General features: G+C 35.1%; 25 protein-coding genes and 1 riboswitch. Of the genes, 10 read left to right on the forward strand and 15 right to left on the reverse strand.

Annotation, left to right across the window (positions count from 1 at the left end; genetic code table 11):
• Positions 1–288 precede the first annotated feature (288 nt).
• Entirely contained in the window at positions 289–843 is a 555-nt protein-coding gene (locus MHI02_RS00465; RefSeq protein ID WP_047186839.1) for a CDP-alcohol phosphatidyltransferase family protein, read from the forward strand.
• A 125-nt stretch (positions 844–968) separates the two neighbouring features.
• Positions 969–1,124 carry a small, acid-soluble spore protein, H family gene (locus MHI02_RS00470; protein ID WP_128715745.1) on the forward strand — a complete coding sequence of 52 codons (156 nt, stop codon included), beginning with the start codon at positions 969–971 and terminating at the stop codon, positions 1,122–1,124.
• A 79-nt stretch (positions 1,125–1,203) separates the two neighbouring features.
• Here the strand turns inward: MHI02_RS00470 and MHI02_RS00475 are convergent, their stop codons facing one another.
• Entirely contained in the window at positions 1,204–1,767 is a 564-nt protein-coding gene (locus MHI02_RS00475; protein WP_341165566.1) for an NADPH-dependent FMN reductase, read from the reverse strand.
• 322 nt (positions 1,768–2,089) lie between these two features.
• Between MHI02_RS00475 and MHI02_RS00480 the strand changes: the two genes are divergently transcribed.
• Both MHI02_RS00480 and MHI02_RS00485 read left to right on the forward strand, forming a co-directional pair.
• A complete protein-coding gene (locus MHI02_RS00480) occupies positions 2,090–2,344 on the forward strand; it encodes a hypothetical protein (protein ID WP_341165567.1) in 255 nt (84 codons plus the stop codon).
• Positions 2,345–2,499: 155 nt separating this feature from the next.
• A complete protein-coding gene (locus MHI02_RS00485; RefSeq protein WP_216884022.1) occupies positions 2,500–2,691 on the forward strand; it encodes an H-type small acid-soluble spore protein in 192 nt (63 codons plus the stop codon).
• Between the two features lie 63 nt (positions 2,692–2,754).
• On the opposite strand, the gene alr is transcribed toward MHI02_RS00485, so the two are convergent.
• Complete coding sequence (gene alr, locus MHI02_RS00490; RefSeq protein WP_060668615.1) at positions 2,755–3,921, reverse strand: alanine racemase; 1,167 nt, start codon at positions 3,919–3,921, stop codon at positions 2,755–2,757.
• A 113-nt stretch (positions 3,922–4,034) separates the two neighbouring features.
• Between alr and MHI02_RS00495 the strand changes: the two genes are divergently transcribed.
• Positions 4,035–5,084 (forward strand): YkvI family membrane protein, encoded by a 1,050-nt coding sequence (locus tag MHI02_RS00495; RefSeq protein ID WP_341165568.1) that lies wholly within the window; start codon positions 4,035–4,037, stop codon positions 5,082–5,084.
• A gap of 392 nt (positions 5,085–5,476) precedes the next feature.
• Here MHI02_RS00495 and MHI02_RS00500 read toward each other — a convergent pair whose 3' ends face one another.
• The 3 genes from MHI02_RS00500 to htpG all read right to left on the reverse strand — a co-directional run bounded on the left by MHI02_RS00500 (position 5,477) and on the right by htpG (position 8,872).
• On the reverse strand, positions 5,477–5,887 hold the full coding sequence (locus MHI02_RS00500) for a Spx/MgsR family RNA polymerase-binding regulatory protein (protein ID WP_047186833.1): 411 nt from the start codon (positions 5,885–5,887) through the stop codon (positions 5,477–5,479).
• 51 nt (positions 5,888–5,938) lie between these two features.
• On the reverse strand, positions 5,939–6,553 hold the full coding sequence (locus MHI02_RS00505; RefSeq protein ID WP_047186832.1) for a TetR/AcrR family transcriptional regulator: 615 nt from the start codon (positions 6,551–6,553) through the stop codon (positions 5,939–5,941).
• Between the two features lie 441 nt (positions 6,554–6,994).
• Positions 6,995–8,872, reverse strand: a complete 1,878-nt coding sequence (gene htpG / locus MHI02_RS00510) for a molecular chaperone HtpG (protein WP_047186831.1) — start codon at positions 8,870–8,872, stop codon at positions 6,995–6,997.
• A 140-nt stretch (positions 8,873–9,012) separates the two neighbouring features.
• On the opposite strand from htpG, the gene MHI02_RS00515 reads away from it, so the two are divergent.
• Positions 9,013–9,729 (forward strand): NAD-dependent protein deacylase, encoded by a 717-nt coding sequence (locus tag MHI02_RS00515; RefSeq protein WP_047186830.1) that lies wholly within the window; start codon positions 9,013–9,015, stop codon positions 9,727–9,729.
• A gap of 48 nt (positions 9,730–9,777) precedes the next feature.
• Here the strand turns inward: MHI02_RS00515 and MHI02_RS00520 are convergent, their stop codons facing one another.
• From MHI02_RS00520 to fabF, 3 genes are all read right to left on the reverse strand, one after another.
• Positions 9,778–10,074 carry a rhodanese-like domain-containing protein gene (locus MHI02_RS00520; RefSeq protein WP_047186829.1) on the reverse strand — a complete coding sequence of 99 codons (297 nt, stop codon included), beginning with the start codon at positions 10,072–10,074 and terminating at the stop codon, positions 9,778–9,780.
• Positions 10,075–10,196: 122 nt separating this feature from the next.
• On the reverse strand, positions 10,197–10,811 hold the full coding sequence (locus MHI02_RS00525) for a YpjP family protein (protein WP_047186828.1): 615 nt from the start codon (positions 10,809–10,811) through the stop codon (positions 10,197–10,199).
• A 125-nt stretch (positions 10,812–10,936) separates the two neighbouring features.
• Positions 10,937–12,178: a beta-ketoacyl-ACP synthase II gene (gene fabF / locus MHI02_RS00530; protein WP_204798564.1), complete on the reverse strand. Its 1,242-nt coding sequence runs from the start codon at positions 12,176–12,178 to the stop codon at positions 10,937–10,939.
• A 146-nt stretch (positions 12,179–12,324) separates the two neighbouring features.
• Between fabF and csaA the strand changes: the two genes are divergently transcribed.
• Together csaA and MHI02_RS00540 are read left to right on the forward strand one after the other, a co-directional pair.
• Complete coding sequence (gene csaA / locus MHI02_RS00535) at positions 12,325–12,657, forward strand: chaperone CsaA (RefSeq protein WP_047186826.1); 333 nt, start codon at positions 12,325–12,327, stop codon at positions 12,655–12,657.
• Positions 12,658–12,921: 264 nt separating this feature from the next.
• Positions 12,922–13,731, forward strand: a complete 810-nt coding sequence (locus MHI02_RS00540; protein ID WP_047186824.1) for a YitT family protein — start codon at positions 12,922–12,924, stop codon at positions 13,729–13,731.
• Positions 13,732–13,790: 59 nt separating this feature from the next.
• Here MHI02_RS00540 and MHI02_RS00545 read toward each other — a convergent pair whose 3' ends face one another.
• The gene (locus tag MHI02_RS00545) at positions 13,791–14,990 is read right to left on the reverse strand and encodes a phosphoglycerate dehydrogenase (RefSeq protein ID WP_047186823.1); all 1,200 of its coding nucleotides are present in this window, start codon (positions 14,988–14,990) and stop codon (positions 13,791–13,793) included.
• Between the two features lie 15 nt (positions 14,991–15,005).
• Entirely contained in the window at positions 15,006–16,088 is a 1,083-nt protein-coding gene (serC, locus tag MHI02_RS00550) for a 3-phosphoserine/phosphohydroxythreonine transaminase (RefSeq protein WP_047186822.1), read from the reverse strand.
• A gap of 346 nt (positions 16,089–16,434) precedes the next feature.
• Positions 16,435–16,512: riboswitch (ZMP/ZTP riboswitch) on the reverse strand.
• A gap of 225 nt (positions 16,513–16,737) precedes the next feature.
• On the opposite strand from serC, the gene MHI02_RS00555 reads away from it, so the two are divergent.
• The gene (locus MHI02_RS00555) at positions 16,738–17,340 is read left to right on the forward strand and encodes a hypothetical protein (protein WP_257455786.1); all 603 of its coding nucleotides are present in this window, start codon (positions 16,738–16,740) and stop codon (positions 17,338–17,340) included.
• A gap of 122 nt (positions 17,341–17,462) precedes the next feature.
• On the opposite strand, the gene MHI02_RS00560 is transcribed toward MHI02_RS00555, so the two are convergent.
• The 4 genes from MHI02_RS00560 to MHI02_RS00575 form a co-directional block, all read right to left on the reverse strand.
• Positions 17,463–18,038, reverse strand: a complete 576-nt coding sequence (locus MHI02_RS00560) for a uracil-DNA glycosylase (protein WP_047186820.1) — start codon at positions 18,036–18,038, stop codon at positions 17,463–17,465.
• Between the two features lie 79 nt (positions 18,039–18,117).
• On the reverse strand, positions 18,118–19,698 hold the full coding sequence (locus tag MHI02_RS00565; RefSeq protein WP_047186819.1) for an FMN-binding glutamate synthase family protein: 1,581 nt from the start codon (positions 19,696–19,698) through the stop codon (positions 18,118–18,120).
• Between the two features lie 249 nt (positions 19,699–19,947).
• On the reverse strand, positions 19,948–20,964 hold the full coding sequence (locus MHI02_RS00570; protein ID WP_047186818.1) for a DUF1646 family protein: 1,017 nt from the start codon (positions 20,962–20,964) through the stop codon (positions 19,948–19,950).
• A 358-nt stretch (positions 20,965–21,322) separates the two neighbouring features.
• Positions 21,323–21,901, reverse strand: a complete 579-nt coding sequence (locus tag MHI02_RS00575; protein WP_341165569.1) for a DUF7010 family protein — start codon at positions 21,899–21,901, stop codon at positions 21,323–21,325.
• Between the two features lie 253 nt (positions 21,902–22,154).
• Between MHI02_RS00575 and MHI02_RS00580 the strand changes: the two genes are divergently transcribed.
• On the forward strand, positions 22,155–23,870 hold the full coding sequence (locus tag MHI02_RS00580) for an IS1634 family transposase (protein WP_047184088.1): 1,716 nt from the start codon (positions 22,155–22,157) through the stop codon (positions 23,868–23,870).
• A 126-nt stretch (positions 23,871–23,996) separates the two neighbouring features.
• Here MHI02_RS00580 and MHI02_RS00585 read toward each other — a convergent pair whose 3' ends face one another.
• Complete coding sequence (locus MHI02_RS00585; protein ID WP_047186815.1) at positions 23,997–24,887, reverse strand: LysR family transcriptional regulator; 891 nt, start codon at positions 24,885–24,887, stop codon at positions 23,997–23,999.
• Positions 24,888–24,937 lie beyond the last annotated feature (50 nt).

Consider the following 24,937-nt stretch of genomic DNA (forward strand, 5'->3'; position numbering starts at 1 on the left):
ATGTATATTTTACCTAAATAAACAATAGAATCCTAGTTTCGACTGTTACATAATTTTTAGTTAATGATGGATATTATTTGCCAGAAGTAGAAATAGTCTTATTAACATGATAAAAATGATACAATAAAGAAGACTTCCATCAGTAAGGGTTTTCCTTTATCTCCTATTGATGGTTAGCCGTACTTATCGAATCTTTACGGGCAGTTGATCTCCCTCAATCTTGAGGTGAGAGTCTTACTGCCTGTTTAGGTGGGATAAAACTTACAAAACATTTAGGAGGATGTTGGTGTGAAGCTAACCAAAAGGGAATGGTTGACTATCCCAAATATTTTATCTTGCATCAGGATCTTGCTTATTCCTTTCTTTATCTATATCTACTTCAGTGCAACGGAGACAAATGATTATTATATTGCAGCATTTATTATCTTTTTATCTGGTTTAACTGATTTATTAGATGGCTTTATAGCAAGAAAATTCAACCAAATAACAGAACTCGGAAAAACGTTAGATCCTATTGCTGACAAACTTACCCAAGCCGCAATTGTCATTTGCCTTGTATTTCATTACCCATATATGTGGATTTTAGTATTATTAGTGGTTCTTAAAGAATTATTTATGGGTATCAATGGACTTATTTTATTAAAAAAAGGAAAAAAGCTAGATGGTTCAAAGTGGTTTGGAAAAGTATCAACCACGGTATTCTATGTTGCTATGGGGCTATTTATTGCATTTCCGGAATTAAACTTACAAGTAGCAGCTATTCTAGTCATTACTACTGGAATCTTCCTTACTATTTCTTTCATTATGTACGCCCTTGAATTTATTCATTTATATAGAGCCTGAGTGAACAAAAGCAGATTGTTATGATGCAATTTGCTTTTTTGTTCTAAATCAGACTTCAACTGCATGGTTTTATTATAACGTGGAGAGAATATTAATAATTACCTAAAGAATAAGGTGGTTATGCAGTGGATAAGAAGAGGGTAAGAGAAATTATGGATTCCCATGATTTAATCCCTGTTAACTATAATGGTAGGTCTGTTGTTATGAATCAATATGATGAACATAGTCATATGGTTAAAGTAATTCCCCTTGATAAGTGTGGAATTGTCCCAATTGAATGAGTCATTTAATAAAAAATAGAGTGCATCCTTTAGCACTCTATTTTTTTTAAATCTTCACAAGAACGAAAACTACGAATAATTAACCTCTAACTGTTTTAAGAGCTTTACTCCAAGCAATTACTTGATTAAACATTTCAGTTGCATTAGCTTCATGGTAATCAGCTGGTTTGAATACGCTGAAATTCTCAAAGTCGGCTAATAATGAGAATGTTACTGCAGTACGAACGTCTGCTACTTGAAGTTCACCTAAAATCAGACGTAGGTTCTCATGAGCACGTGTTCCACCTAAACTTCCGTATCCAACGAATCCAGCAGCTTTATTATTCACTTCTGGGTTTAAATAATCTAATGCGTTCTTCAATGCTCCACCAATTGCATGGTTGTATTCTGGTGCAATAATGATATATCCATCAAAAGAAGCAATCTTTTCTGACCATGCTTTAATTGCCTTTTCAGCTTCGGCTTGTTGTGTTTCTGGAATCTCAGCACCTAGAAATGGCAAATTGTAATCGGCAAGATCCACTAATTCGTATTCTACATCAGCATCCTTACGTTTGTTAGCAAAGTCAAGTGTCCAGTTTGCAACAGCTTCTCCATTACGTCCTTGACGTACACTTCCTAAAATAATACCTATTTTTAACATAGACTTATATTCCTCCTATATGATAAATGTATGTCAAATTATTTTTAATTAAACATACTTTAATTGATAATAATATAACATCATTTTCAACTTATTGCAAGATATTTAATTCCCTTTTATTATATGGTTACTAAAAGTAATAAATGATTCATTTAGTCCAATACTTAAGGTCATTAATAATGTTTTTACCTCAAACCATGTTAAGCAATCTCTATTTTCTATCGAGGAATAGTTGTTAGTCTATTTTATATAAATCTGAGCCTTTACCTATTCAGCTACATTTAGATAAACATAGGTTATTATATGGAAAGGAGGAAACTGCATGTCTCACAGTGAGGATAGAAAAAGTAAGAAGAACCATGATAACGTAAATGACGTTAACATTCATGCAAACAGAGTTTTCATTAAGGCGAAAGAAGTTTTTGTAAAAGATGATAATGTTAGGGATAGAGAATTTGACCACAAGAAACATCATCATGATGACAAAGACGGAGGTTCCGACCGTAAAAGACATCACCATGATGATGACCGTGATGACACTAATCGTAGAGATCCATGGTCACGATTATTATTTTAAAACTAAATAATTAGATTCTCAGTGGACCTCTAGAAGAAAATGGATGATATCAATTAGAATATTTCGGTCCCTCCTACAAAAAATAAAAGTAAATGGGTTCTTCCATCCCCTAACAGCTAGAAAAGACGTAAAATGCAAGTACTAAGGAGGACATCATGGATAGTAAAACAGCACAAGATATTTTGGAATCCATTGAGATGATTAATGTAAACTACCATGGCATTCCTGTATATATTCAAGCAGTAAACGAACAGGAAGGAACTGCAACTATTTTTCCTCTTGATGATATGCACCATGTACAAGAAGTCGATTTAAACGGGTTAAATCAGGTGAATTTAATACAGTGAAACATAACACTCCGTAAACCTGCGCTTAGGTTTACGGAGTGTTTATTCATTACTACTTCATTATTATAATCCTTTTGCATGATGTAATTTTCCATTTTGAATATAGACGCGTGATACACGTCTTCCAATTAAACAGACTATTTCATAGTGGATGGTTTGTAACTGTTCCGCAACTTCATCCAAAGAAATAAAACCGTCACTAGGTTCGCCAAAAATGGTGACAGTGTCCTCTTTGCTAACATAGGGTATATCCGTTATATCTATCATCGATTGATCCATACAAATCCGTCCTACAATTGGTGCCCTTTTTCCTTTTACGGAGACATTCCCTTTATTCGATAATGCTCTTGTAAAACCATCTGCATAACCGACTGGAATCGTGGCGATTTTTGAATGACTTTTCGTTGAAAATGTACAACCATAACTTATCGGTTCACCGATATCCACATTTTTAATGTGGACTGGTTTCGTCTTAAAACTCATAACTTGTATAAGTTTAATTTTATTTTTTAAATGTTCACTAGGATATAATCCATATAAGCTTATACCAACCCGTACCATGTCCATATGCATGTGAGGATAAGAAATAGTTGCTGCACTATTACAACAGTGTTTAATTGGTATTTGAATGTCATGTTCCTCCAAATAATCAACCACTGACAAAAAATGTTTAAATTGTTTATCTGTATATGTGGAATCTGAATTGTCTGCATCAGCAAAGTGAGTAAAGATCCCCTCAATTTGTACGTAATTTGATGTTAATAATGATATGAGTTCTAATGCTTCTTCTCTTTTTCTAATTCCAATTCGGTTCATACCGCTATCTATTTTAATATGCACTTTTGCGATCTTTTTTAATTCCTCAGCTGTTTTTACTATTTCCTTAGCTATTTCCTTGGTAAAAACAGTTAACGTTATATTTGAATTTATAGCATCCTCTACGGCTGTTTCTGTACTTATTCCTGTATATCCTAATACTAAGACAGGAGCATTGATCTTGGCTTTTCGGATTTGTAATGCTTCATCTAATATAGCAACGGCTAAATAATCCGCTCCTTCTTCCAGTGCTGCTTGTGCAACTTCAATCGCGCCGTGGCCATAGCCGTCCGCCTTTATCACAGCCATTAATTTTGTCTTTGGGTTAATATGATTCTTAAATGCCTTTACATTGCTTTTTAAAGCATCTAGTGATATTTCAACCCATGTATCTCGATAGCTTCCTACTGCCATGATTACTTCCTCCAATTTTAAGCAAACTAATCGTAATTGATTTTGTTAAGTGATATATTATAATTATTTCATTTTATAATAAAATAGCAAAGTAGCAAGTTTTGGAGGACGTTATGAGGGAAATTTTGAAATTAGCTAGTGCTTTTATCGGAATTATTGTTGGGGCAGGTTTTGCCTCAGGTCAAGAAATTTTGCAGTATTATACAAGTTTTGGTCTATTAGGTATTATTGGGGGAATTATCGCTACTGCCTTATTTGCCTTTCTCGGAATGGTACTTATGTTAATTGGTAGTAAGACGAAGACAAGCTCTCATAAGGATGCGATTTATGCCATTAGCGGCCCCTATCTCGGTGTACTAGTTGATATTATTCTAATACTTACTTTATTCGGTGTTGGAGTTGTGATGGTTGCTGGAGCTGGGTCAAACCTTAACCAACAGTTTGGTTTACCTTACTTCGTTGGAACAACTCTAATGGCAATTCTAATTCTTACTACTGGTATGTTAAAAATTAACAAAGTAGTTTCCGTAATTGGTAGTATCACTCCATTCCTAGTTTTATTCATTATCATTATTTCAATTTACTCCTTTTTTACACTTGATACATCCTTTGCCAATCTTGATCCAATAGCAAGAGAAGTATATACACCACTACCGAACTGGATTATTTCTACCATCAATTATGTATCTTTTAATATTGCGTTAGGTGCCTCTATGACATTAGTTATGGGTGGAGCAGAAAAAAATATTAAAACGGCAACACTTGGTGGTCTCGTTGGAGGACTTGGTCTCGGTGCATTAATCATTTTAAGTAATTTAGCCATCTTCTCAAAAATTGAAAAGGTAGCAGCGGACGATATGCCTATGCTTTCCATCGTGAATAGTATATCCCCAATACTTGGGAGTATCATGTCTGTTATCCTTTTTGGGATGATATTCAATACCGCTATTAGTATGTTTTTCTCTTTAACTGCACGTTTTGCAAAAGTTGGAACAAGAAGGTTTAAAGTGCTCTTGACTATTTTCCTCATTTTAGGATATATTCTAAGCTTTATCGGCTTTACTGATTTAGTAAGTCAATTCTACCCACTCATTGGTTACTTAGGACTAGTATTGATTGGTACTTTGATTGTTACGTTTTTTCGAAAGAGAAATCATGATTGAAGAACAAAAGGTGGAAGTATATCAGCTATACTTCCACCTTTAAGAATGAGGATAATTTAAAATATGCTCTTTACACGTTTGAACAAAATCTTCCGGTGATGACTTTACGATGTAGGAATACACTCCACAAGATGTATATAGATAGAGAAGACCCCCATCCCCACCAATGAAGCGATAGGAGATATCCAGAACATCTTTTATTGGAAATTCGCGATGTTCCGTTACAATTCGGTTATCATAAAGGTATATTGTACGTTGATGTTCAACCCGAGTCATCTCAACACTATTTATCTGCCTTTCAACCTTTACATAAGATTGCTCAGCTATTACTTTAATAAGACTCCCCCCTAAGTGGGTTTAATTAATGAACATTACGCACTTTCGTAGTAGTTTTACCCTTCAGCAAATTGGATATTATTCATTCGCCACTTCAACCACTGATACTCTCTCGTTTTTCGAGGTAAAAATTGACGAATATCATCTTCATGATACCCTACTTGTAGTCTCTTTTCATCCATTATTATCGGACTTCGAAGCAACCTTGGATATTGATGAATTAATTCAAGTAACTCTTGTAGTGGAATCGCGTCCATATCTAGATTTAAATCTTTATAAATTTTGGAACGAGTAGAAATAATCTCGTCTGTTCCATCCACTGTCATTCGTAATATCCCTTGAAGTTCGTTTACAGTTAGTGGGTTCTTTAAAATATTCCTTTCTACAAATGAAATGTCCTGATCTTTAAACCATTGTCTTGCTTTCCTCGTCGATGAACAAGATGCGCCAAATATTTTAACTGTCATTTATCATACCCCATTTTCCTAAATATTCTAGTATAGTATTCGTTAAATATATTAGTTTTTATATAGTCCATTCTTTAATAAGTTCATTTCAATTGTAAAATGTTCAATTGCTTCATCATCAGACAACTCTTTTGAAAACTTTTCTACAAAGTTTCGAAACACAACTGCTATGACAATTTGTAACATATGGTAGATTTCCGTATCGTTTTTAGTATTTAAACGATCCTTATCAATCATTTCAATTACTTCATTGAAAAATCCTGTGTCATGTTTCCCTTTAAAAGCTGCTGTAAAAGCATCTTCAATTTTATGTGTTACATGGAGCAGAGCATTTTTTAGGAAGTCAAATTCTCTATCATCGGGGAGTTCAACTAAAAACTCATAATAAAAATCCGTCACAGCGTTTATAATATCACCGTCATGTTCCTCCAGCTTTTGGAAAAATTTAATTCTCCTAGCATCTGTCTCCTCTTTTAGTAGATAAAAATATATATCCTCTTTGTTTTCAAAATACTGATAAAAGCTTCCTCGAGGAATACCGGCAGATTTTACTATATTGGCTATAGATGCTTCATGCAAAGGAACCCTTGCAAACTCTTCTTCCGCGGCATTAATTAAATGTTGCCTTTTTTTCTCGGGTAAATTAAAAAACGTTTGTTTCGGCAATGCACTTCCTCCAAATTCCCCTTATGACGCGATGTCACTTTTTGTATAATTTAAGTTTAAGTGACACGATGTCATTTGTCAACCAATTCATGTGACAACTTGTCATATTCTTGATCATATTGCCCTATAAATATACCCTACCATGTAATTGTGGCAGAATCATGGGATAAAGAAGACTTCCATAGGTGGGGATTTTCCTTCATCCCTCACTAATGGTTAGTCGCTCCTATCGCCTTTACGGTCAGTTGATCTTCCACTTACCTTCTATGTTTCCCAAGAAGCTTAAAGTGGGATAAAATAAAACTCCTTAATCAATACCCGTTCTATTTAAAAGTATATCCTTTTCTCTAAAAAATATACTTTAGTAGATTAATAGAAAAATAAGTGGATATATCCTTGTAAAATAAAATGAGCCCCTACTAGGAAAGTAGAGGCTTGCTTCTATTTAACCATTACTTTACAAATATCATTTGTAAAATCCACTGGGTCTTGAATAGGTAGACCTTCAATTAACAGTGCTTGATTATATAATAGATTCGTGTATAAATTTAATTTATCTTTATCATGATCATAAGCTTCCTTCAAGGACTCAAAAACATCATGATTTACATTAATCTCTAACACCTTATCTGCCTTAATTTGTTGATTATCAGGCATAGCATTAATTACTTTTTCCATTTCGATGGAAATATCCCCTTGAGCTGTTAGGCAGACAGGATGAGATTTAAGTCGTTTAGATGCTTTTACTTCTTTTACTTTATCAGATAGAATTTCCTTCATCGCATCGAATAAATCTTTGTTTTCTTCTTCTAGTTCTTTTGTTTCTTTATTATCTTCTTCCATTCCTAAATCGCCACTTGAGACAGAACGGAATTCCTTTTCATCATAATTCATGAGCATTTTAATAGCAAATTCATCTATTTCGTCTGTAAAATATAGGATTTCATAGCCCTTTTCTGCTACCATTTCTGTTTGTGGGAGCTTTTCAATTCGCTCAATTGAATCTCCTGTAGCATAATAAATGTATTTTTGATCTTCCGGCATTCTAGATACATATTCTTTTAACGTGACGAGTTTCTTCTCTTTCGATGAGTAGAATAGTAATAAATCCTGTAATACATCTTTGTTCATGCCATAGTCGCTATAAACCCCGAACTTCAACTGTTGACCAAAGGATTCATAGAATTTCTCGTATTTCTCACGTTCATCTCTTAAAATACTTAATAATTGGTTTTTAATCTTCTTGTTAATGTTCTTTGCAATAACTTTCAATTGACGATCATGTTGAAGCATTTCTCTAGAAATATTTAGAGAAAGATCTTCGGAGTCAACCATTCCTTTTACAAAACTAAAGTAATCAGGCAATAGGTCTGCACACTTCTCCATAATCAGTACACCATTCGAATATAATTCAAGGCCTTTTTCATATTCCTTTGAATAATAATTAAATGGCGCATTTTCTGGAATATAAAGAATCGCATGATAACGAACTGTACCATCAATATTAAGGTGAATATGTTTTAATGGCTTATCAAAACCGTAACGCTTTTCTGTATAGAAGTTTTCATAATCTTCATCTGTTAGCTCACTTTTATTCTTCTTCCAAATTGGTACCATAGAATTAATCGTTTGTTCCTCTATCACATCTTCATACTCATCTTCTGTGCCTTCTTTAAGTTTACTTTCCGTTACATCCATTTTAATTGGGTAACGAATAAAGTCTGAGTATTTTTTTACAATTTGTTTAATACGATACTCTTCTAAGTACTCATCATAATTTTCATCTTCTGTGTTTTCTTTGACAGATAAGATAATCTCCGTACCAACGTCCTTTTTATCTGTAGGTTCAATGGTAAAACCATCCGCTCCTGCAGATTCCCAAACGTATGCCTGGTCACTATCTAACGCTTTACTTATCACAGTAACTTTATCAGCAACCATGAACGCTGCGTAAAATCCTACACCAAACTGACCGATAATATCATATCCATCTTTTAATTCATTTTCATTTTTAAAATCGAAAGAACCGCTCCTGGCAATAGTTCCTAAGTTGGATTCAAGGTCTTCCTTCGTCATTCCAATACCTGTATCAATTACTTTTAATGTACGATTATCTTTATTCACATCAATTTTTATATAGTAATCACTTTGGTTAAAAGTAATATTATCATCTGTTAATGCGCGATAATAGATTTTATCAATTGCATCACTTGCATTAGAAATAAGTTCCCTTAGGAATACCTCACGTTTGGAGTATATGGAATTAATTACCATATCCAATAACTTCTTGGACTCTGCCTTGAACTCTTGTTTTGCCATGGTTACATCTCCTTCATCTTTTATTAGCACTCTTAAGGTTTGAGTGATAATCCCTATAAAATGTAATAACACATTCATTTTTTCATGTCAATGGAATTAGTTGTTATAATGAATAGTATAATAATCATGGAGGGAATGAAATGCTAAAAACTTGGATTCAAAATGCTAAAAATATGGTTGTATTTACCGGAGCCGGTATGTCAACAGAAAGTGGGCTACCAGATTTCCGCTCCTCCAATAATGGGCTTTGGCGAAAAAAAGACCCTAGTAAAATTGCAAGTACCGAGGCATTGAACGATAATGTGGATGAATTTATTGATTTTTACAGAGAACGTGTATTAAAAGTAAAGGAATTCAATCCACATAAGGGACATTATATTCTGGCGGATTGGGAGGAAAAGGGAAAGCTACAATCCATTATTACACAAAATGTGGATGGTTTTCATCAGCTTGCGGGAAGTAAACGTGTTGCTGAGCTTCATGGTTCTTTACAACATTTACGTTGCCAATCCTGCGGGAAGGAATACGACAGTGATGAGTACGTAAACAAGGAATATCACTGTAGCTGTGGTGGGATTTTGCGTCCTAATATAGTACTCTTTGGTGAAATGTTGCCGCAGGATGCTTTCCGATTTGCTGAGGAAGAGGCAATAAAATCTGATTTATTTATCGTTTTAGGATCTTCATTAAGTGTTACACCAGCAAATCAATTTCCTCTTATTGCAAAGGAACATGGCGCTAAACTAGTCATTGTTAACCAAGAAAAGACAGAATTAGACCACTATGCAGATCAAGTGATACAAGACAAGAAAATTGGCGAACTACTACAGGAATTGGATAAGGAGCTATTTTCCTAAAACGAAAAGGGCTAAACCTCAAGTAATTTGAGGTTTAGCCCTAATGTATTATTGCACATCGCCTTCCCAAGCCAACATACCGCCAGCCATATTCGTTACATGATATCCTTGTTCGTTAAGGAATTCCGTTGCCCGACCACTACGTCCGCCTGATCGACAAATCATGTAGTAATGTTTATCTTTGTCCAGTTCGTTCATACGTTCTGGAATTTCACTAAGGCGAATATGTAGTGCTCCAGGTATGATTCCTTGCGCTACTTCATCATCTTCACGAACATCTATTAAATGAAGGTTTTCACCTTTTTCTAATTTTTCCTGTAAATCTTTAGCAGATATTTCCTTCATTACAATCCCTCCAAACCTATTTCACTATATTTTAACGCATCTAATTCTTAAATCAAAATTAGATACCTACTTTAAACCATCTACTGAAATAAATTGATTGGTTCAAAGCAATAATTCCGTTATTATGCCATCCATTTAGGTGGAATGTTTTTATCCCAGTATAAATCCCCTATTTCATGATGTTCATTAAATCCATCTTTACTTAGATGATAGTGGAAATTAAAAAAATATCCTTCTAAGGGGCGATTCTCCCTGCGAACATCGAATCTAGCAACATCTTGCCCTTTTCTATGATCATAGACATGAAAGATTTTTTCCCCATAACCATTAGATGGAGTTTCTGTTATTTCATAATGAATATAATCATCTCCCGCGTCATCCACAAGAGTTGCAAGTACAGACTCCATTGTAGGGAGAATTTGATTCGTAAATTCATCTTCCACTTTATTAACCATTCTCGGACCGAATTTAGTCATCGTTTGGTCTTTCGCTTGATTGAGCATATCATTTATAAAATATTCTTTATGATGATGTAAAGTTTGTTCACGTTGTATATCTATAGGTTTCTCTTGTTGAATGGGAACCGTTGTATTAGAAGAATCCTCATTCTGATCTGAATTAGGGAGATTATCTTTTGCCTGGTCTGCTTGCACTTCTAGTAATGCCGTTGGTGTGTACATCCCTAATGTTGCAACCGTTGTCAGAACTACTAATACTTTTTTGAACCATACCTTCATAACGTCTCACCTTCTTCAAACCTATATATTTTATTTTAACATGTGAAAGAGTTATTTGTATGTTTCAAAAACATTAAAAATAGAAATGAATGGTGCGAATACACCATTCATTTCTATTCTTCCTTTTATTGAACAAACTTCTTAAAAACAATGGTAGCATTATGTCCGCCGAATCCTAATGAATTGGATAACGTTATATTAAGATTCTTTTCTTTAGCTACATTTGGTACGTAGTCTAAATCAAGTTCTTCATCTGGGGTTTCGTAGTTAATAGTTGGTGGCATGATAGAGTCACGAATAGCTAGAATAGAGAAAATAGCCTCTACTCCACCCGCTCCTCCTAATAGATGACCTGTCATTGACTTCGTTGAGCTTACAGATAATTCGTAGGCATGCTCGCCAAATAATTGTTTGATTGCGATTGTTTCATATAAATCATTATAAAAAGTGGAAGTCCCATGAGCATTAATATAATCAACTTGATCAGGTGAGATTCCTGCGTCTTTTATAGCCTCTTCCATTGAACGCTTTGCACCTTCTCCATCCGGTGCTGGTGAGGTAATATGATAGGCATCACCTGTTGCACCATATCCAATTAACTCAGCATATATAGTCGCTCCACGCGATAAAGCATGGTCCAACTCCTCTAACACTAGAATTCCGCATCCTTCTGCAATGACAAATCCATCCCTATTTTTATCAAAAGGCCGACTGGCACTGTTTGGATCAGAATTTTTACTAAGTGCAGTCATATTAGAAAAGCCAGCAACCGACATGTTCGTAATACATGCCTCCGATCCTCCGGAAACCATTACATCCGCTTGACCGTTTTGAATGACGCGGAAGGCATCACCAATGGAGTTTGTCCCTGAGGCACATGCTGTTACAGAGCAATTCACCATACCTTTTGTACCGAGCTCGATAGAAACCCTTCCAGCAGCCATGTCCGGTATGAACATAGGGATAGTAAATGGACTTACTCTACGTTGGCCTTTTTCTGCGAACTTTTTGAAGTTAGCCTCAAATTCACCTAGACCACCTATCCCAGAGCCGATCCATACACCAATTCTTTCCGAACTTACGTCTTTCCCAACTTTCATCCCGGCATCATCCATGGCCATTTTGCTTGCTGCAACAGCAAACTGACTAAAGCGTCCCATTCTTCTTGCTTCTCTTTTATCCATAAAATCACTGGGGTTAAAATCCTTTACTTCACCAGCAATCTTAACATCTACCTTCTCCTTATCTATTAATGTAGATTCCGCAATACCTGATTTACCTGCTTTTATGTTATCCCAAGTTGTAAAAGCATCATTTCCAAGTGGAGTCACTGCTCCAACTCCTGTAATTACGACTCTTTTTTTCACAAGGTTTCTCTCCTATTATCATTTATTATTATTCATACGTTACATTATATAGACTGAACCCTAGAATTTAAAACTTTTAAGTTTGTATACTAAAAATTACCAAATATTGCTAAAATAATAGCAAGAACAAAAATGAGGTGAATCAAATGGCAACGTTTGACGATTTTCAAAAGTTAGACATAAGAATTGGTACAATTGTTGAGGCCAAGCCTTTCCCCGAGGCGCGTAAACCCGCAATCAAGTTAAAAATTGATTTTGGAGAAGAAGTTGGATTCAAGAACTCATCGGCACAAATAACAAAACGATATGAGGCTGAAAAGTTAATAGGCAGACAAGTGGTTAGTGTCGTTAACTTCCCTCCTATGAGAATTGCAGGATTCAAATCAGAAGTTTTAGTAATTGGTGGTGTACCAGAAGAAGGCGATGTTGTCCTCCTACAACCTGACGAGCCGGTTAAAAACGGAACACCTATTGCTTAACATGGAGAATACCTCTAAATAAAAGAGGTGTTCTTTTTATTTCCAAATTGAAAATAAAGAAGGTTAAATGGGTTACAATTTTAGTTGGACAGTTTTGTTAAGGTTCGTTACACTAGGAAAGCTTGACATGATTAATGATACCGTGAGAAGATTTATACCCTTCTATCTGTTAAAAAGTGAATCCCCTGGTCATAATAAGAGAAACTCATTCCATGGGGCTTTGGTAAGAAAACTTACCGAAATGAGTAAGAGGAGATATCGTTTATGAAATACTTTATTGTTATTATTAGTTCATTTATTATTAGCTTTGGCTTTAATTTCTTCTTAGTTCCTCATGAAATTTTAAGTAGTGGACTTAGTGGGATTGCTATTTTAATTGGTTTAATCACTCCATTCGATATTGGGTTATTAAACTTTGTACTAAACTTACCTATTATCATTCTTGGTTACTATAAATTAGGCAAGGAAATTACCTATAATACGCTTCTTTGCGTCATTTCTCTTTCCATCTTTTTATATGTATTGCCAGTTCACGCTATAGCGGAGAACACATTACTATCCGCTATTTTCGGTGGAGTCATTAGTGGAATTGGTGTTGGTCTGATATTAAAGTACTCTGGGTCATCGGGCGGTTTAGATATTATTGCAATTATTATATCAAGAACTAGTAATGTAAGTGTTGGACTTCTATTAACTGCAATGAATGGCGTTATTGTCCTGTTCTCAGGCTTTATCTTTGGTTGGGATCTTGCTTTATATACATTATTATCTATCTATATCACGGGTAAAATTATTGACGCGATTCACACGAACCACATTAAGCTTACGATGCAAATTGTTACGACAAAAGGAGAACAAATACGTCAGGATCTATTACAATCTATATATCGCGGTATTACCATTACAGATGGTTATGGTGGATACACGTTAGAGAAAAAACAAATCTTAATGATCATCGTTACTCGCTATGAAACCATAAAGGTAAAGGAAATTGTTAGAAAACACGATGCAAAAGCATTTATAAATATTTTTGAAACCGTTGAAGTCGATGGAGAATTTGCAAAAAATACCTAACAACTAAAAACAACCTGTACCTCACGAAAGGAACAGGTTGTTTTTTTAGAGTATCTTAGTTAAATGATGCGAACAGTAACCATATTGTCGATTTCACCGATAGCCTTTAGCAAGCTAGGAACAACATCTCCGTTAACTTCTTCATCGATATCAATCATGGTATAGGCATAATCTCCACGACTTCTGTTAACCATGTCAGCGATATTTAAGTCATGTTCAGAAATCACGGATGTAATTCGACCAACCATGTTTTTTACATTATGATGAAAAGCAGCAACACGTCGTCTACCTGTATAAGGAAGCGTTGCATTCGGGAAGTTAACAGAATTTACAATGTTTCCTGTTTCTAAAAAGTCTTTCACTTGATGAGCTGCCATTACTGCACAGTTTTCTTCAGATTCACTAGTTGAAGCACCAAGGTGTGGGATAGAAACAACATTATTCATTTTGAGTACTGTTTCATTAGGGAAGTCTGTAATATATTTTCCTACTCTTCCACTTTCAAGTGCAGCTTCCATGTCTACCTCATTTACTAATTCTCCACGAGAGAAGTTTAAAATATGAACACCGTCTTTCATAACCTTAAATGCTTCTCTATTGAACATTCCTTTTGTATCATCCGTTAAAGGAACGTGAACCGTAATATAGTCAGAATTAGCATATACTTCTTCCAAAGACATCGCACGTTGTACATTACGGGACAAATTCCATGCTGTATTGACTGAGATAAATGGGTCATATCCAATAACATCCATACCTAAATGTAGAACATCATTCGCTACAAGAGAACCAACAGAACCTAATCCAATAACACCTAATGTTTTTCCTTTAATTTCCCTACCAACAAATTGCTTTTTACCCGCTTCTACAAGTTTAGGAATTTCCTCGCCTTTATTTTCAATTGTTTTAGCCCAAGTGATTCCTTCAAATAGATTACGAGAAGATGCCATTAAAGAAGTAATCACAAGTTCTTTTACAGCATTTGCATTCGCGCCAGGGGTATTAAACACAACAATTCCATTTTCTGTACATTGATCGATTGGGATATTATTAACCCCAGCTCCTGCACGTGCAATTGCTTTTAAATTTTGGTCAAATTCCATGCCATGCATGTTAAAACTACGAACTAAAACCGCATCTGGACTTTCAACATCATGATCAACTGTATATTTTTCAGGATCAAATTCCTTCAGACCTATTTCAGCAATTTGATTTAATGTTTTAATCGTTTTTACTTTACTCATCGTTACCGTAGCCATTTATATTCCCGCCCTTTATTGATGTTTTTGTTCAAATTTCTTCATAAACTCTACTAACGCTTGAACTCCTTCAACCGGCATTGCATTATAAATACTAGCTCTCATTCCACCAACAGAACGATGGCCTTTTAATGTTTCTAACCCTGCTTCTTTTGCCTCTTTCACGAACAAAGCATCTAATTCCTTTGACGGAGTAACAAAAGGTATGTTCATGATAGATCTTGAACTTTTTTCAACAGGAGAAGTAAACATGTTAGACTCTTCAATACAACGGTATAAAATGTCCGCTTTTTCGCGGTTCACTTTTTCTATTTCTTTTAACCCACCTAGTTCTTTGATCCATTCAAAAACTAATTTCGCCATATAGATAGCAAAAGTTGGAGGGGTGTTGTATAAGGAGCCACTTTCACTATGTGTTTCGAAATCCAACATGGTTGGACAGTTATCTTGTGCCTTACCAATGAGATCTTCACGGATAATGACTACCGTTAATCCCGCTGGACCAATATTCTTTTGAGCCCCAGCATATATTAAACCAAATTTCGAAACATCTATTTCTTCAGATAGAATATTAGAAGACATGTCAGCTACTAATGGTACGTTTCCTATATCTGGAACTTCGCGAAAAACTGTACCTTCAATTGTATTGTTTGTCGTAATATGAACATAAGCTGCCTCAGGATCAATCATTCCTTTGTTTACAGCTGGTATATAGGTGAAATTTTTATCCTCTGAAGAAGCAATAACACGGATGTCACCAAATTTCTCCGCTTCTTTTATAGCCTTTTTAGACCATGAACCTGTATTAACGTAATCTGCCTTTTTGTTTTCACCAAATAAATTCATAGGAATAGCCGCAAACTGTTGAGAGGCCCCCCCTTGAAGGAAAAGTACTTTATAATTTTCAGGAATCCCCATTAATTCTCTTAAAAGTTGCTCTGCTTCCGTGATAATATCAGTAAACCAACCTGAACGATGGCTTAACTCCATTACGGACATTCCGGAATTATTGTAATTGACTAGTTCCTTTTGAGCCTTTTCTAATACTTGTAATGGAAGCATAGAAGGACCTGCTGAGAAATTGTAGACTCTATTCATTGTTACCTTCACACCTTTATGTTTGATAAAAAATCTATGAAAATAAATGTAATACTCAAAACAATTAACAAAGTAATTATATTTTACAACAATCTAGGACTTATTAGTAGGTCAAATTTCCCTTTTGTAAATTTTCCCACTAAAATTCCGTGTTCAAAAAAGAGGATGAAAAGGACCGAGCAGTTCGAGGCGGCGTAGCTTTGAGTACCGGAACGTATGCAACTAATACGTGAGGAGCGGAAAAGCAAGCCAACGAAGAAATGCGAAGTGTCATTTTCACCGGACTTTTTGAACAACATCTAAAAACATAAAGAGGCAAGGGTCTATCGCGAACGATCAAATCCCTTACCTCTGCCCAGGCGAACGGCTTATAAACTATGTGCTCCCTCGCGGTAATCCGCGTTCGCCAGTTACACATAGCCCTTTAAATTTAATTTAATCTTAACAAAATTTCCGACCTCATTCAACCCTTTTTATAGTAGTGTAGTATTATGGGAAACAATTCAGCATTCGGAATTAAACAACCAGATGGTTAAACTTCAAAAGTTGTTATTACCTTGATATTCTGGTTGTATATAGGTTACCGACCCTGCTAAAAAATTTGTAAAATACAAAAAGGAAAATGCTATTTCTAAAGGGGAATTCACAAATGTTTGTTTCTGTAAGTCAATATACGTTGAACAAAGGTTCATTTGAATCTTTATTACCTTTCCGTTTTATTACTCCACAAAAGAGTTTAATTGAATTAACTTCTTTTGAGGAACGAACAAATAGTTCAGCCTACTTATACCTACCATTAGCACGTAAAATTATTGATTCTGCTTATGGTTCATTCGGTTCATTTCCTATATTAGGGTTCATAGAAACCTACTCAGGAGAAGAAGTTGAAAAGGTACTTAATGAAAATCATATACATTACAGATTGCATAAAAAGACTCAAGGGACACAGGTTTTTCAAGTTTCACTAAAGAGTATGTATGATTTAGAAGTATTCTTTCCAATTTGGGCTGAGTCAGGAACGGATTCTTTATATAACGCTGTTACAAATGAAGAAGAAGCCTTAGGGCTATGTTTAGATGACCTAAGTATAAGGATTTCTGAAGCAGCAAAAAGTCCCACACTTTGTTTTTCTTATGATTTACAAGGGTTATTTATTCTTGGATCTTCCGCTTGGGAAGACCTAAGATTGATTAAAGATTTGTTCATAAAAGAGGAGATTGAAATTTTAGATGAAATTAATATTATATTGTAATAACATTAAAATTAGGAATAGCAGACATTGAAGACTATATTCGTAAATTTTAAAAGGCTCTCCATGACTCGATATGGCAAGCCTTTTTATAAGCTTATTTATTAACCCATGAATCCCAACATCTATCTTTTAGCCTTCAACTCCGCTGCAACGAATTGCATATCCTCCAGAAATAATGGATATAAATTTGGCCTACGTCGAACGGCAAGTGGATGATAAGCAACTGTTGTTTGGTATCCTCCGACTTCATACCAGCTCCCTCTCAATCCTTTTACATCCAACTCCTGATTACGGAAAAATGACTGTACCGCGACATTTCCTAAACACAAAATTAGAGACGGTTTTTGTACCTCAAGTTGATTTTCCAAATGACGCATGCAGATTGCCCTTGTTCTGTCCTTCTCATATGCACGAATAGGTTTTCTTTTTAAAATATAAGTAACGTAAATCTGTTCTTTCTTTAATCCTGTTTCAAAGACCGCCTTTTGCAAAGTCTGTCTTGTTCCACATACAAAGGGACTTCCTTCACGATTTTCTCTTGCTCCTGGATTATCTAATACAATCATAATTGGAGCCCTAGGAGTTCCTTCTCCCCAAATCATACGTGATCCTTGATCATACAACCCGCATTCTTTACAGTCTTTTTGAATCTTTGGCGTTGGATCTTCTGGCCAAATCTCTGGGCAAAAACAAGACATACAGTTCACTCCTTGAGACATAGAAAATATATAGGAATCCTTTTATTTCGACTGAAAAACGGCTAACCCCTTGGGGGAATTATTCCAAGAATATCCTATCTTCCAAAGGCGATACCTTACCTTTTTCATCCTTATATACGACGTGCTCCTCTTTAAACTTCACGGGTGAATCTAAGCCAGCAGCAGCAGCTATACGAAATAACCCTTTTCTCATCGATATTACATAGTTTGCAGTTCGATGTTTCTTCTCCTCAATGACAAGGGCCTTTTGTAAGTCAGGGTCTGTCGTTGCAACCCCTACAGGACAAGCATTGGAATGACACTTCAATGCTTGAATGCATCCAACTGTGATCATAAATCCCCTTGCAATATTTACTAAATCTGCTCCCATGGCTAGAGCAACAGCTACGCGATCCGGAGAAATGAGTTTACCAGAGGCAATAATCTTGACCCTATCCCTTACCCCGTAGTCCACTAAAGCTTTGTGGACTAATGGTAAGGCAGACTTAATAGGTAACCCTACCCCATCAGCTAATTCCTGATAAGATGCACCTGTTCCTCCCTCTCCACCATCTACTGTAATAAAATCGGGCCCTACTCCAGTCTCTTTTATTTGTTTTGCTAATTCTTCTGCTTCATGGAAACTACCAATAACAACTTTCATTCCAATAGGCTTTCCTGTCGTCGTTCGTACATCCTCCATAAATGAAAATAAAGAGGCTAAGTCACTAAACTCTTTAAAGCGATTCGGACTATCAATCGACTTAAATGGCTCCACCATTCGAATTCTTGCTATTTCTTCTGTTACCTTTTCCGCATCAATATGGCCACCTCGAGTTTTGGCACCTTGTCCTAGTTTTAATTCAAATGCTTTGATTTGGGGAACTTTTGCCTTTTCCTTTAACGCCTCCCAGCTAAAATTCCCTTTCGGATCTCTTACACCAAAAAGTCCAGGACCAATTTGCATTATAATATCGACGTTCCCTTTAAGATGGTATTCAGATAGTCCGCCTTCTCCAGTATTCATCCAACTCCCTTTTGCCATGCCCAGTCCTTCAGAGAGTGCTGTAATTGCTTTTTTCCCCAATGATCCATAGCTCATCGCAGACATTCCAATTTGTCCTTTCACAACGAAAGGCTGTTCACAATCCTTACCAATTACGATGGCATCTTCATCTTTTAATAAATATGCAGGTGATTCATGACTTTCCAGTATTTCCTTTCGGTGCATAAATAAAGGTTCCTGAAGTAGCAAGTATCTATTTGTTGTCACCTTACTATCAACGTCCATATTAATTTCCTCTGTCAGTTTTGGAAACATTGAATTACGTATATAGTAACCCGGCTTTTCAAAGTCCCTTAAAGATCCAAACCCAATCACATCACGTTTATATTTCGCTTTCTTTACAACATGCTGGTATTCATCTCTATTAAATGGTTTTCCTTCTAAATCACTATTAAATAAGTATTGTCTTAATTCAGGACCAATCTGTTCTAGGAAATACCTTACCCGTCCCAAAACTGGATAATTTCGTAAAACCGGATGTTGCCTTTGATTTCGATCTACAAAAAATAAATAGAGTAGGATCACAATGATAGACGCCAAAATAAAAGCGCTAAAGATAAATGCTATAATGGTCATCGTATCTGCTATGTTCAAGTAAAATACCTCCTTAACTAGTAACTTAGTGTCCCCCGTCATTCACTTTTTACAAGTCTTTTTTTTCACAAAAGGTGTGGAGGTCTAACATTTCTTTTTAAACATATTAAAAATCCACCTTGTTTCACAAGATGGATTTCTTTGGTAGCAAGGGAGTATAAAGCTTTCTTTCTGCATGAGCATAACTCCCTAACCAATATTTAATTATTAATAAAAGCTTGTCCATTTGCTAAGTCTTAAATGGATCCCTTATCCAACAATCAAAAGATAGATAAAGAATAAAACCATTACACCTAAACCAAAAGGAGCTCCAAACTTCGCCCATTCTTTACTCGTAATTCCTAATTTGTTGGCTGAAATAATATTAGGAATATTTCCTGGGATGAGCATTCCTCCACTAATAATAAGCCCTAATAATAAGAAACGAATTGTACCGGCATCCATTGATGGGCTAATTTCCGCAGCAGCTAGTGTAGCATTATCAAGAATAGCGGAAATCATATTGATCCAATACAGTACGCCCGGCTGTAAATGTAATAGGTACATATTTACAAGCGGCTCGAATCCTGCACCAAGAAGTGTTAGTCCCATAACAAATAGATATATTTTAATGGAACGAATGATAATTTCTGGATATCCCTCAGCCTCATTGCTACCTTCTAAGCTACTGTCACTTTTACCTGGTTTTAATGTAAAGAATGCAATAATACCAATCGCAACTACAGCAAAGATAACCTCTAAACCGATTAAGTTAAATAAATAGAAGAACTCTTCGTTTAATTTATTTGTAGCAATGGTTGATAACGGCTCACCAATTGGGGTTAACACAGCACCCAATCCGATAGAAAAGCAAGCTAAAATAACAGCACGGATTTCTGTCTTTCTATCTAGCTTCAATGTACTTACAATGGATACTAACACGATTGCAGCAATTATTGCAGTAATCACACTAGATAACAATCCTAAAATAATAATGATTAAAGCCAAAAATAAGCGGATGTTCATTTTCTGACTAATACTTAATATGGACTTTTCAATAGGGCCCTTCATCCATTTAAATAGTAATCCAGCGATGAGTACAGCTAATGTAATGAATATTGGATCCTTCAAGGCGTCGAACCATAATTCCTTGTTAAGCACTCCACTTACAATTGCTGCCAACAAACCCATAACAAATAAGAAAGGTTCTAAATTCTCTTCAATGGGTTTTACTAGAAATGGTAAAAATAAAACTAGTAATAATATGATAACAAGACCAATAACCATAGTATATTCCCCCCAATTTAAATAATTTAAATTTCGCTAAAAATATGTAATGAAACAAAATTGACAAAATATAATTTGCGAAAATATTACATTTAGTTCATTCCACTATTTTACCATAATTTACTTTAGATGTTTACTTTCACTTTTAAAACTATACGTAATTTTTTGCCAATACAAATAGACTTAACATGGGTCTAATGACTATTCTCTCCAACTTAAACCTTTTAATTTAGGTAAAGTTTTCCTAAAAGTGGCAGACAAACGCTCCACCAAAATTACGACAAACTTCTCCATATTATATGGCAAATTAAAATATTCCCCGGGAAATACATCTCGTTTTTTGTAAAAATTTGTTTCTTTAAATTTGCATCTCTTTGATCAATTGTCCTTCTAATTCAAGAGTCAGTTTTTTATTTTCGTTCAGAAGTAAAATAATAGTTATTAAATATATGATTCCTAAGCCAAAAGGTAAAATTTTATAAACGTAATCCATAAAAACAAATCCGACAATAGAAGAAAACAATACAACCGCCATGGATTGAAATATAAATCCTTTACTTTTATAAAGAACGCTAAATGGAAGGAAATGAGCACCAGTCAAGACAGCAATAAAAAATGGTAACCACTCAATTTTCTCCATATAAATGATGATTAAAATCGGAGCAAAAAATAGTTGCATTCCTCCAATTACACCGGCAAAGTTCGATAACTCATTACCCTTTGCAATAAAATCGATCTTAAGCAGATTCGAGACTAAGATACCTAATGGAAATAGCGTTCCAATACCTATTAAATAAATTAATCCTAACAGGTTAATATGCATATCGAAAAGACCTAAAATTCCCATTAGAAACCAATAAAGGCTTCCAACATAAAACATGGTTACCCCTTTTTTTGTTCGTTGCATTAAGTCATTTTGTACTTCTTTTACATTCATTAAAAATCCCCCAAATTAATACTTCTATGATACAAATAGTCTAACACAGAATTATCGGAAATTTACCCATTCCCCCTAAAATTCACAATCTCCTTTCTCCGATTAGTCGGGAGTTTGACACCCTAAAATAAAAAAAACGCGCAAAAGCCTTGGTACGGCTTTATTTTTTTGTCAAATTTTTCATAATTTTATTGCGTAACATTTCGTAATATACTATAATTAAGGTAACATTAGCTGCTTTGGGGGTAATTTTATGCGTATTAAAGTGAGTCGTTCTAAAAATTCCAAGTCTTATTTTGTAATTAAAGATATTTATCGGGGCAATAAAAGGACAACCAAAGTTGTTGAAGCCTTGGGAAATGACAAAGAAATTTTAGAAAAGCATCCTGGTGTGGATCCCTATACCTGGGCAAAAGAATACGCTAAAAAGTTAACACTGGAAGAAAAGGAACGAAACTATAAAATCGTCACCAAATACAGTCCTGCCAAGCAAATACCATTGAATAAACAGACGCTATTTAATGCTGGTTACCTCTTTTTACAATCTATTTACCATGGGTTAAAACTGGATAAAATTTGCCAGAAGATATCTCAGGAGTATGAATTCAAATATGATCTGAATGAAATACTTTCGCGCCTTCTTTATTTACGGATTCTACATCCGACCTCTAAAAAAGGAACGTTTGAACATTCGAAAGACTTACTTGAACCTGCACATTTTCAGTCACATCAAATTTATCGGGCACTTGGTGTCCTCGCCGAGCAATCAGATTACATAGAGGAAATGGTGTATAAAAACAGTCTAAATGTAGTGGATAGAAACACACAGATTCTATATTATGACTGCACAAACTTTTTCTTTGAAATCGAAGAAGAAGACGGTTTAAAACAATATGGAGTTTCTAAAGAAAATCGCCCCAACCCAATTGTTCAAATGGGACTGTTCATGGATGGGTCAGGCCTTCCACTTGCTTTTAGTATGACACCTGGAAATAGAAATGAACAAACAACCTTGAAACCGTTGGAACGTCGTATTTTAAAGGACTTTAACCTTTCAAAATTTGTTGTATGTACAGATGCCGGTCTATCTTCAAATAAGAATCGGATATATAATACTCGAGGAAAACGCGCCTTTGTAACTACGCAGTCTATCAAAAAACTGAAGAAATTTTTGAAGGAATGGTCTCTGGATCCTGAAGGGTGGCGAATACCAGGAAGTAATAAAAAGATAAATTTGAATGACATTCGCAATCTCGAAAATGACCAGAGAACGTACTACAAAGAGCGTTGGATCAAGGAAAATGATCTAGAACAAAAGTTAATTGTCACCTACTCCCCTGTTTATCAGCGTTATCAATCATCCATTCGAGCTAAACAAGTTGAACGAGCGAAGAAAAAGATGGAAAATCCAAGCTCGTTGAATAAACATAATCAGAATGACCCAAAGAGATTCATTAAAGCGACACATGTAACAGACAATGGTGAAATTGCGGATAAGACGCAAGCAACTCTGAATCAGAAACAGATTGATAACGAATCCATGTATGATGGATTTTATGCCGTATGTACCAATCTAGAATCAACTATTGAGGAAATAATTAAGATAAATCATGGGCGATGGGAGATTGAGGAGACATTCCGAATACTAAAAAGTGAATTCCAGGCTCGACCAGTTTACTTGCAAAGAGAAACCCGAATAAAGGCACATTTTCTAACATGCTTTTTGTCCTTATTGATCTATCGCATTCTAGAAAAAAAGTTGGATGAAAGATTTACATGTCCTGAATTAATTAGTACGTTAAGAAATATGAACATGCTAGAATTGGATGGAGAAGGATACATACCTGTATATACTCGAACAGAAATTACGGATGCATTACATGATGCATTTGGCTTTAGAACTGACTACGAAATAGTTACTCAAAAAAATATGAAAAAAATTTTTAAACAAACCAAAAGGGAAAAATAGTACGCAGTTTTATGCCTTAAAAAAATCGCCATAAACATTGATTTAGCAGTGTTTTTGGCGATTTTTAGTGTCAAACATGAGAGTCTAACACAGAATTATCGGAAATTTACCCATTCCCCCTAAAATTCACAATCTCCTTTCTCCGATTAGTTCCACAAATTTGGCTGCTGCAGGTGAAAGAGAGACACTTTTTAAGTAACATACCCCAATACTTCTCTTCGGTATTTCTTCTTTCAATTGTACTTCATATACGAATCCTCTATTTAAATAATCGAGCGAAAACTCTCTGGTTACACAAGCTAATCCTAAATTAATTTTCGCAAAATCTAATAACAAGTCATGAGAACCTAATTCAAACTCTGGGGAAAGTTTAAACCCTTTTGATAAAAGATAATCCTCCACATATTTCCTAGAATTAGAACTAGGCTCAAGAAAAATTAAGGGAAGCTTTGCTAGGTCCTCTAAATCTAATGGTTTGGAAAGGATGCTCTTATACTTCTCTCCACAAACAAATGTATCATGAATATCAATGTAAGGAATTACTTCAAACGATTGATTATCCACTGGAAGATTACAAACTGCAATATCTACCTCCCCGGATTTTAAAAAGGATAATATTTCAAAGGTTGTTCCATTTAGTATTTTAAATTTTATCTTAGGATAGTTATTATGAAACGTTTCTAAATAGGGCAGTAAGAAGTGTCTAGAAATGGTGTCACCTACCCCTATCTTTAATTCACCGGCCGTTAAATTTTTAATTTCTAATATTTTTTGCTCACCCGTATCGATTAGATTAAGGGATGAATGGACATACTCAAATAGAAGGCTCCCTTCATCTGTTAAAGAAACCCCTTTTGCAGTTCTATTAAATAAACGGGTTCCTAATTCCCTCTCCAATTGCATGATGGACTGGCTTACGGCCGGCTGAGTAGTATATAACTTTTTTGCCGCTTTGGAAAAACTTTTTTCCCTACCTACCATCCAGAAGACTTTGTATAAGTCTAATTTACTCACCATATAACCACCTCTTATATCTACTATTATATATATTAATTTTACTTATATTC

Origin of the sequence: Oceanobacillus sp. FSL K6-0118, from assembly GCF_038006665.1 — a bacterium.
GTDB classification, from domain to species: Bacteria; Bacillota; Bacilli; order Bacillales; family Amphibacillaceae; genus Oceanobacillus; species Oceanobacillus caeni.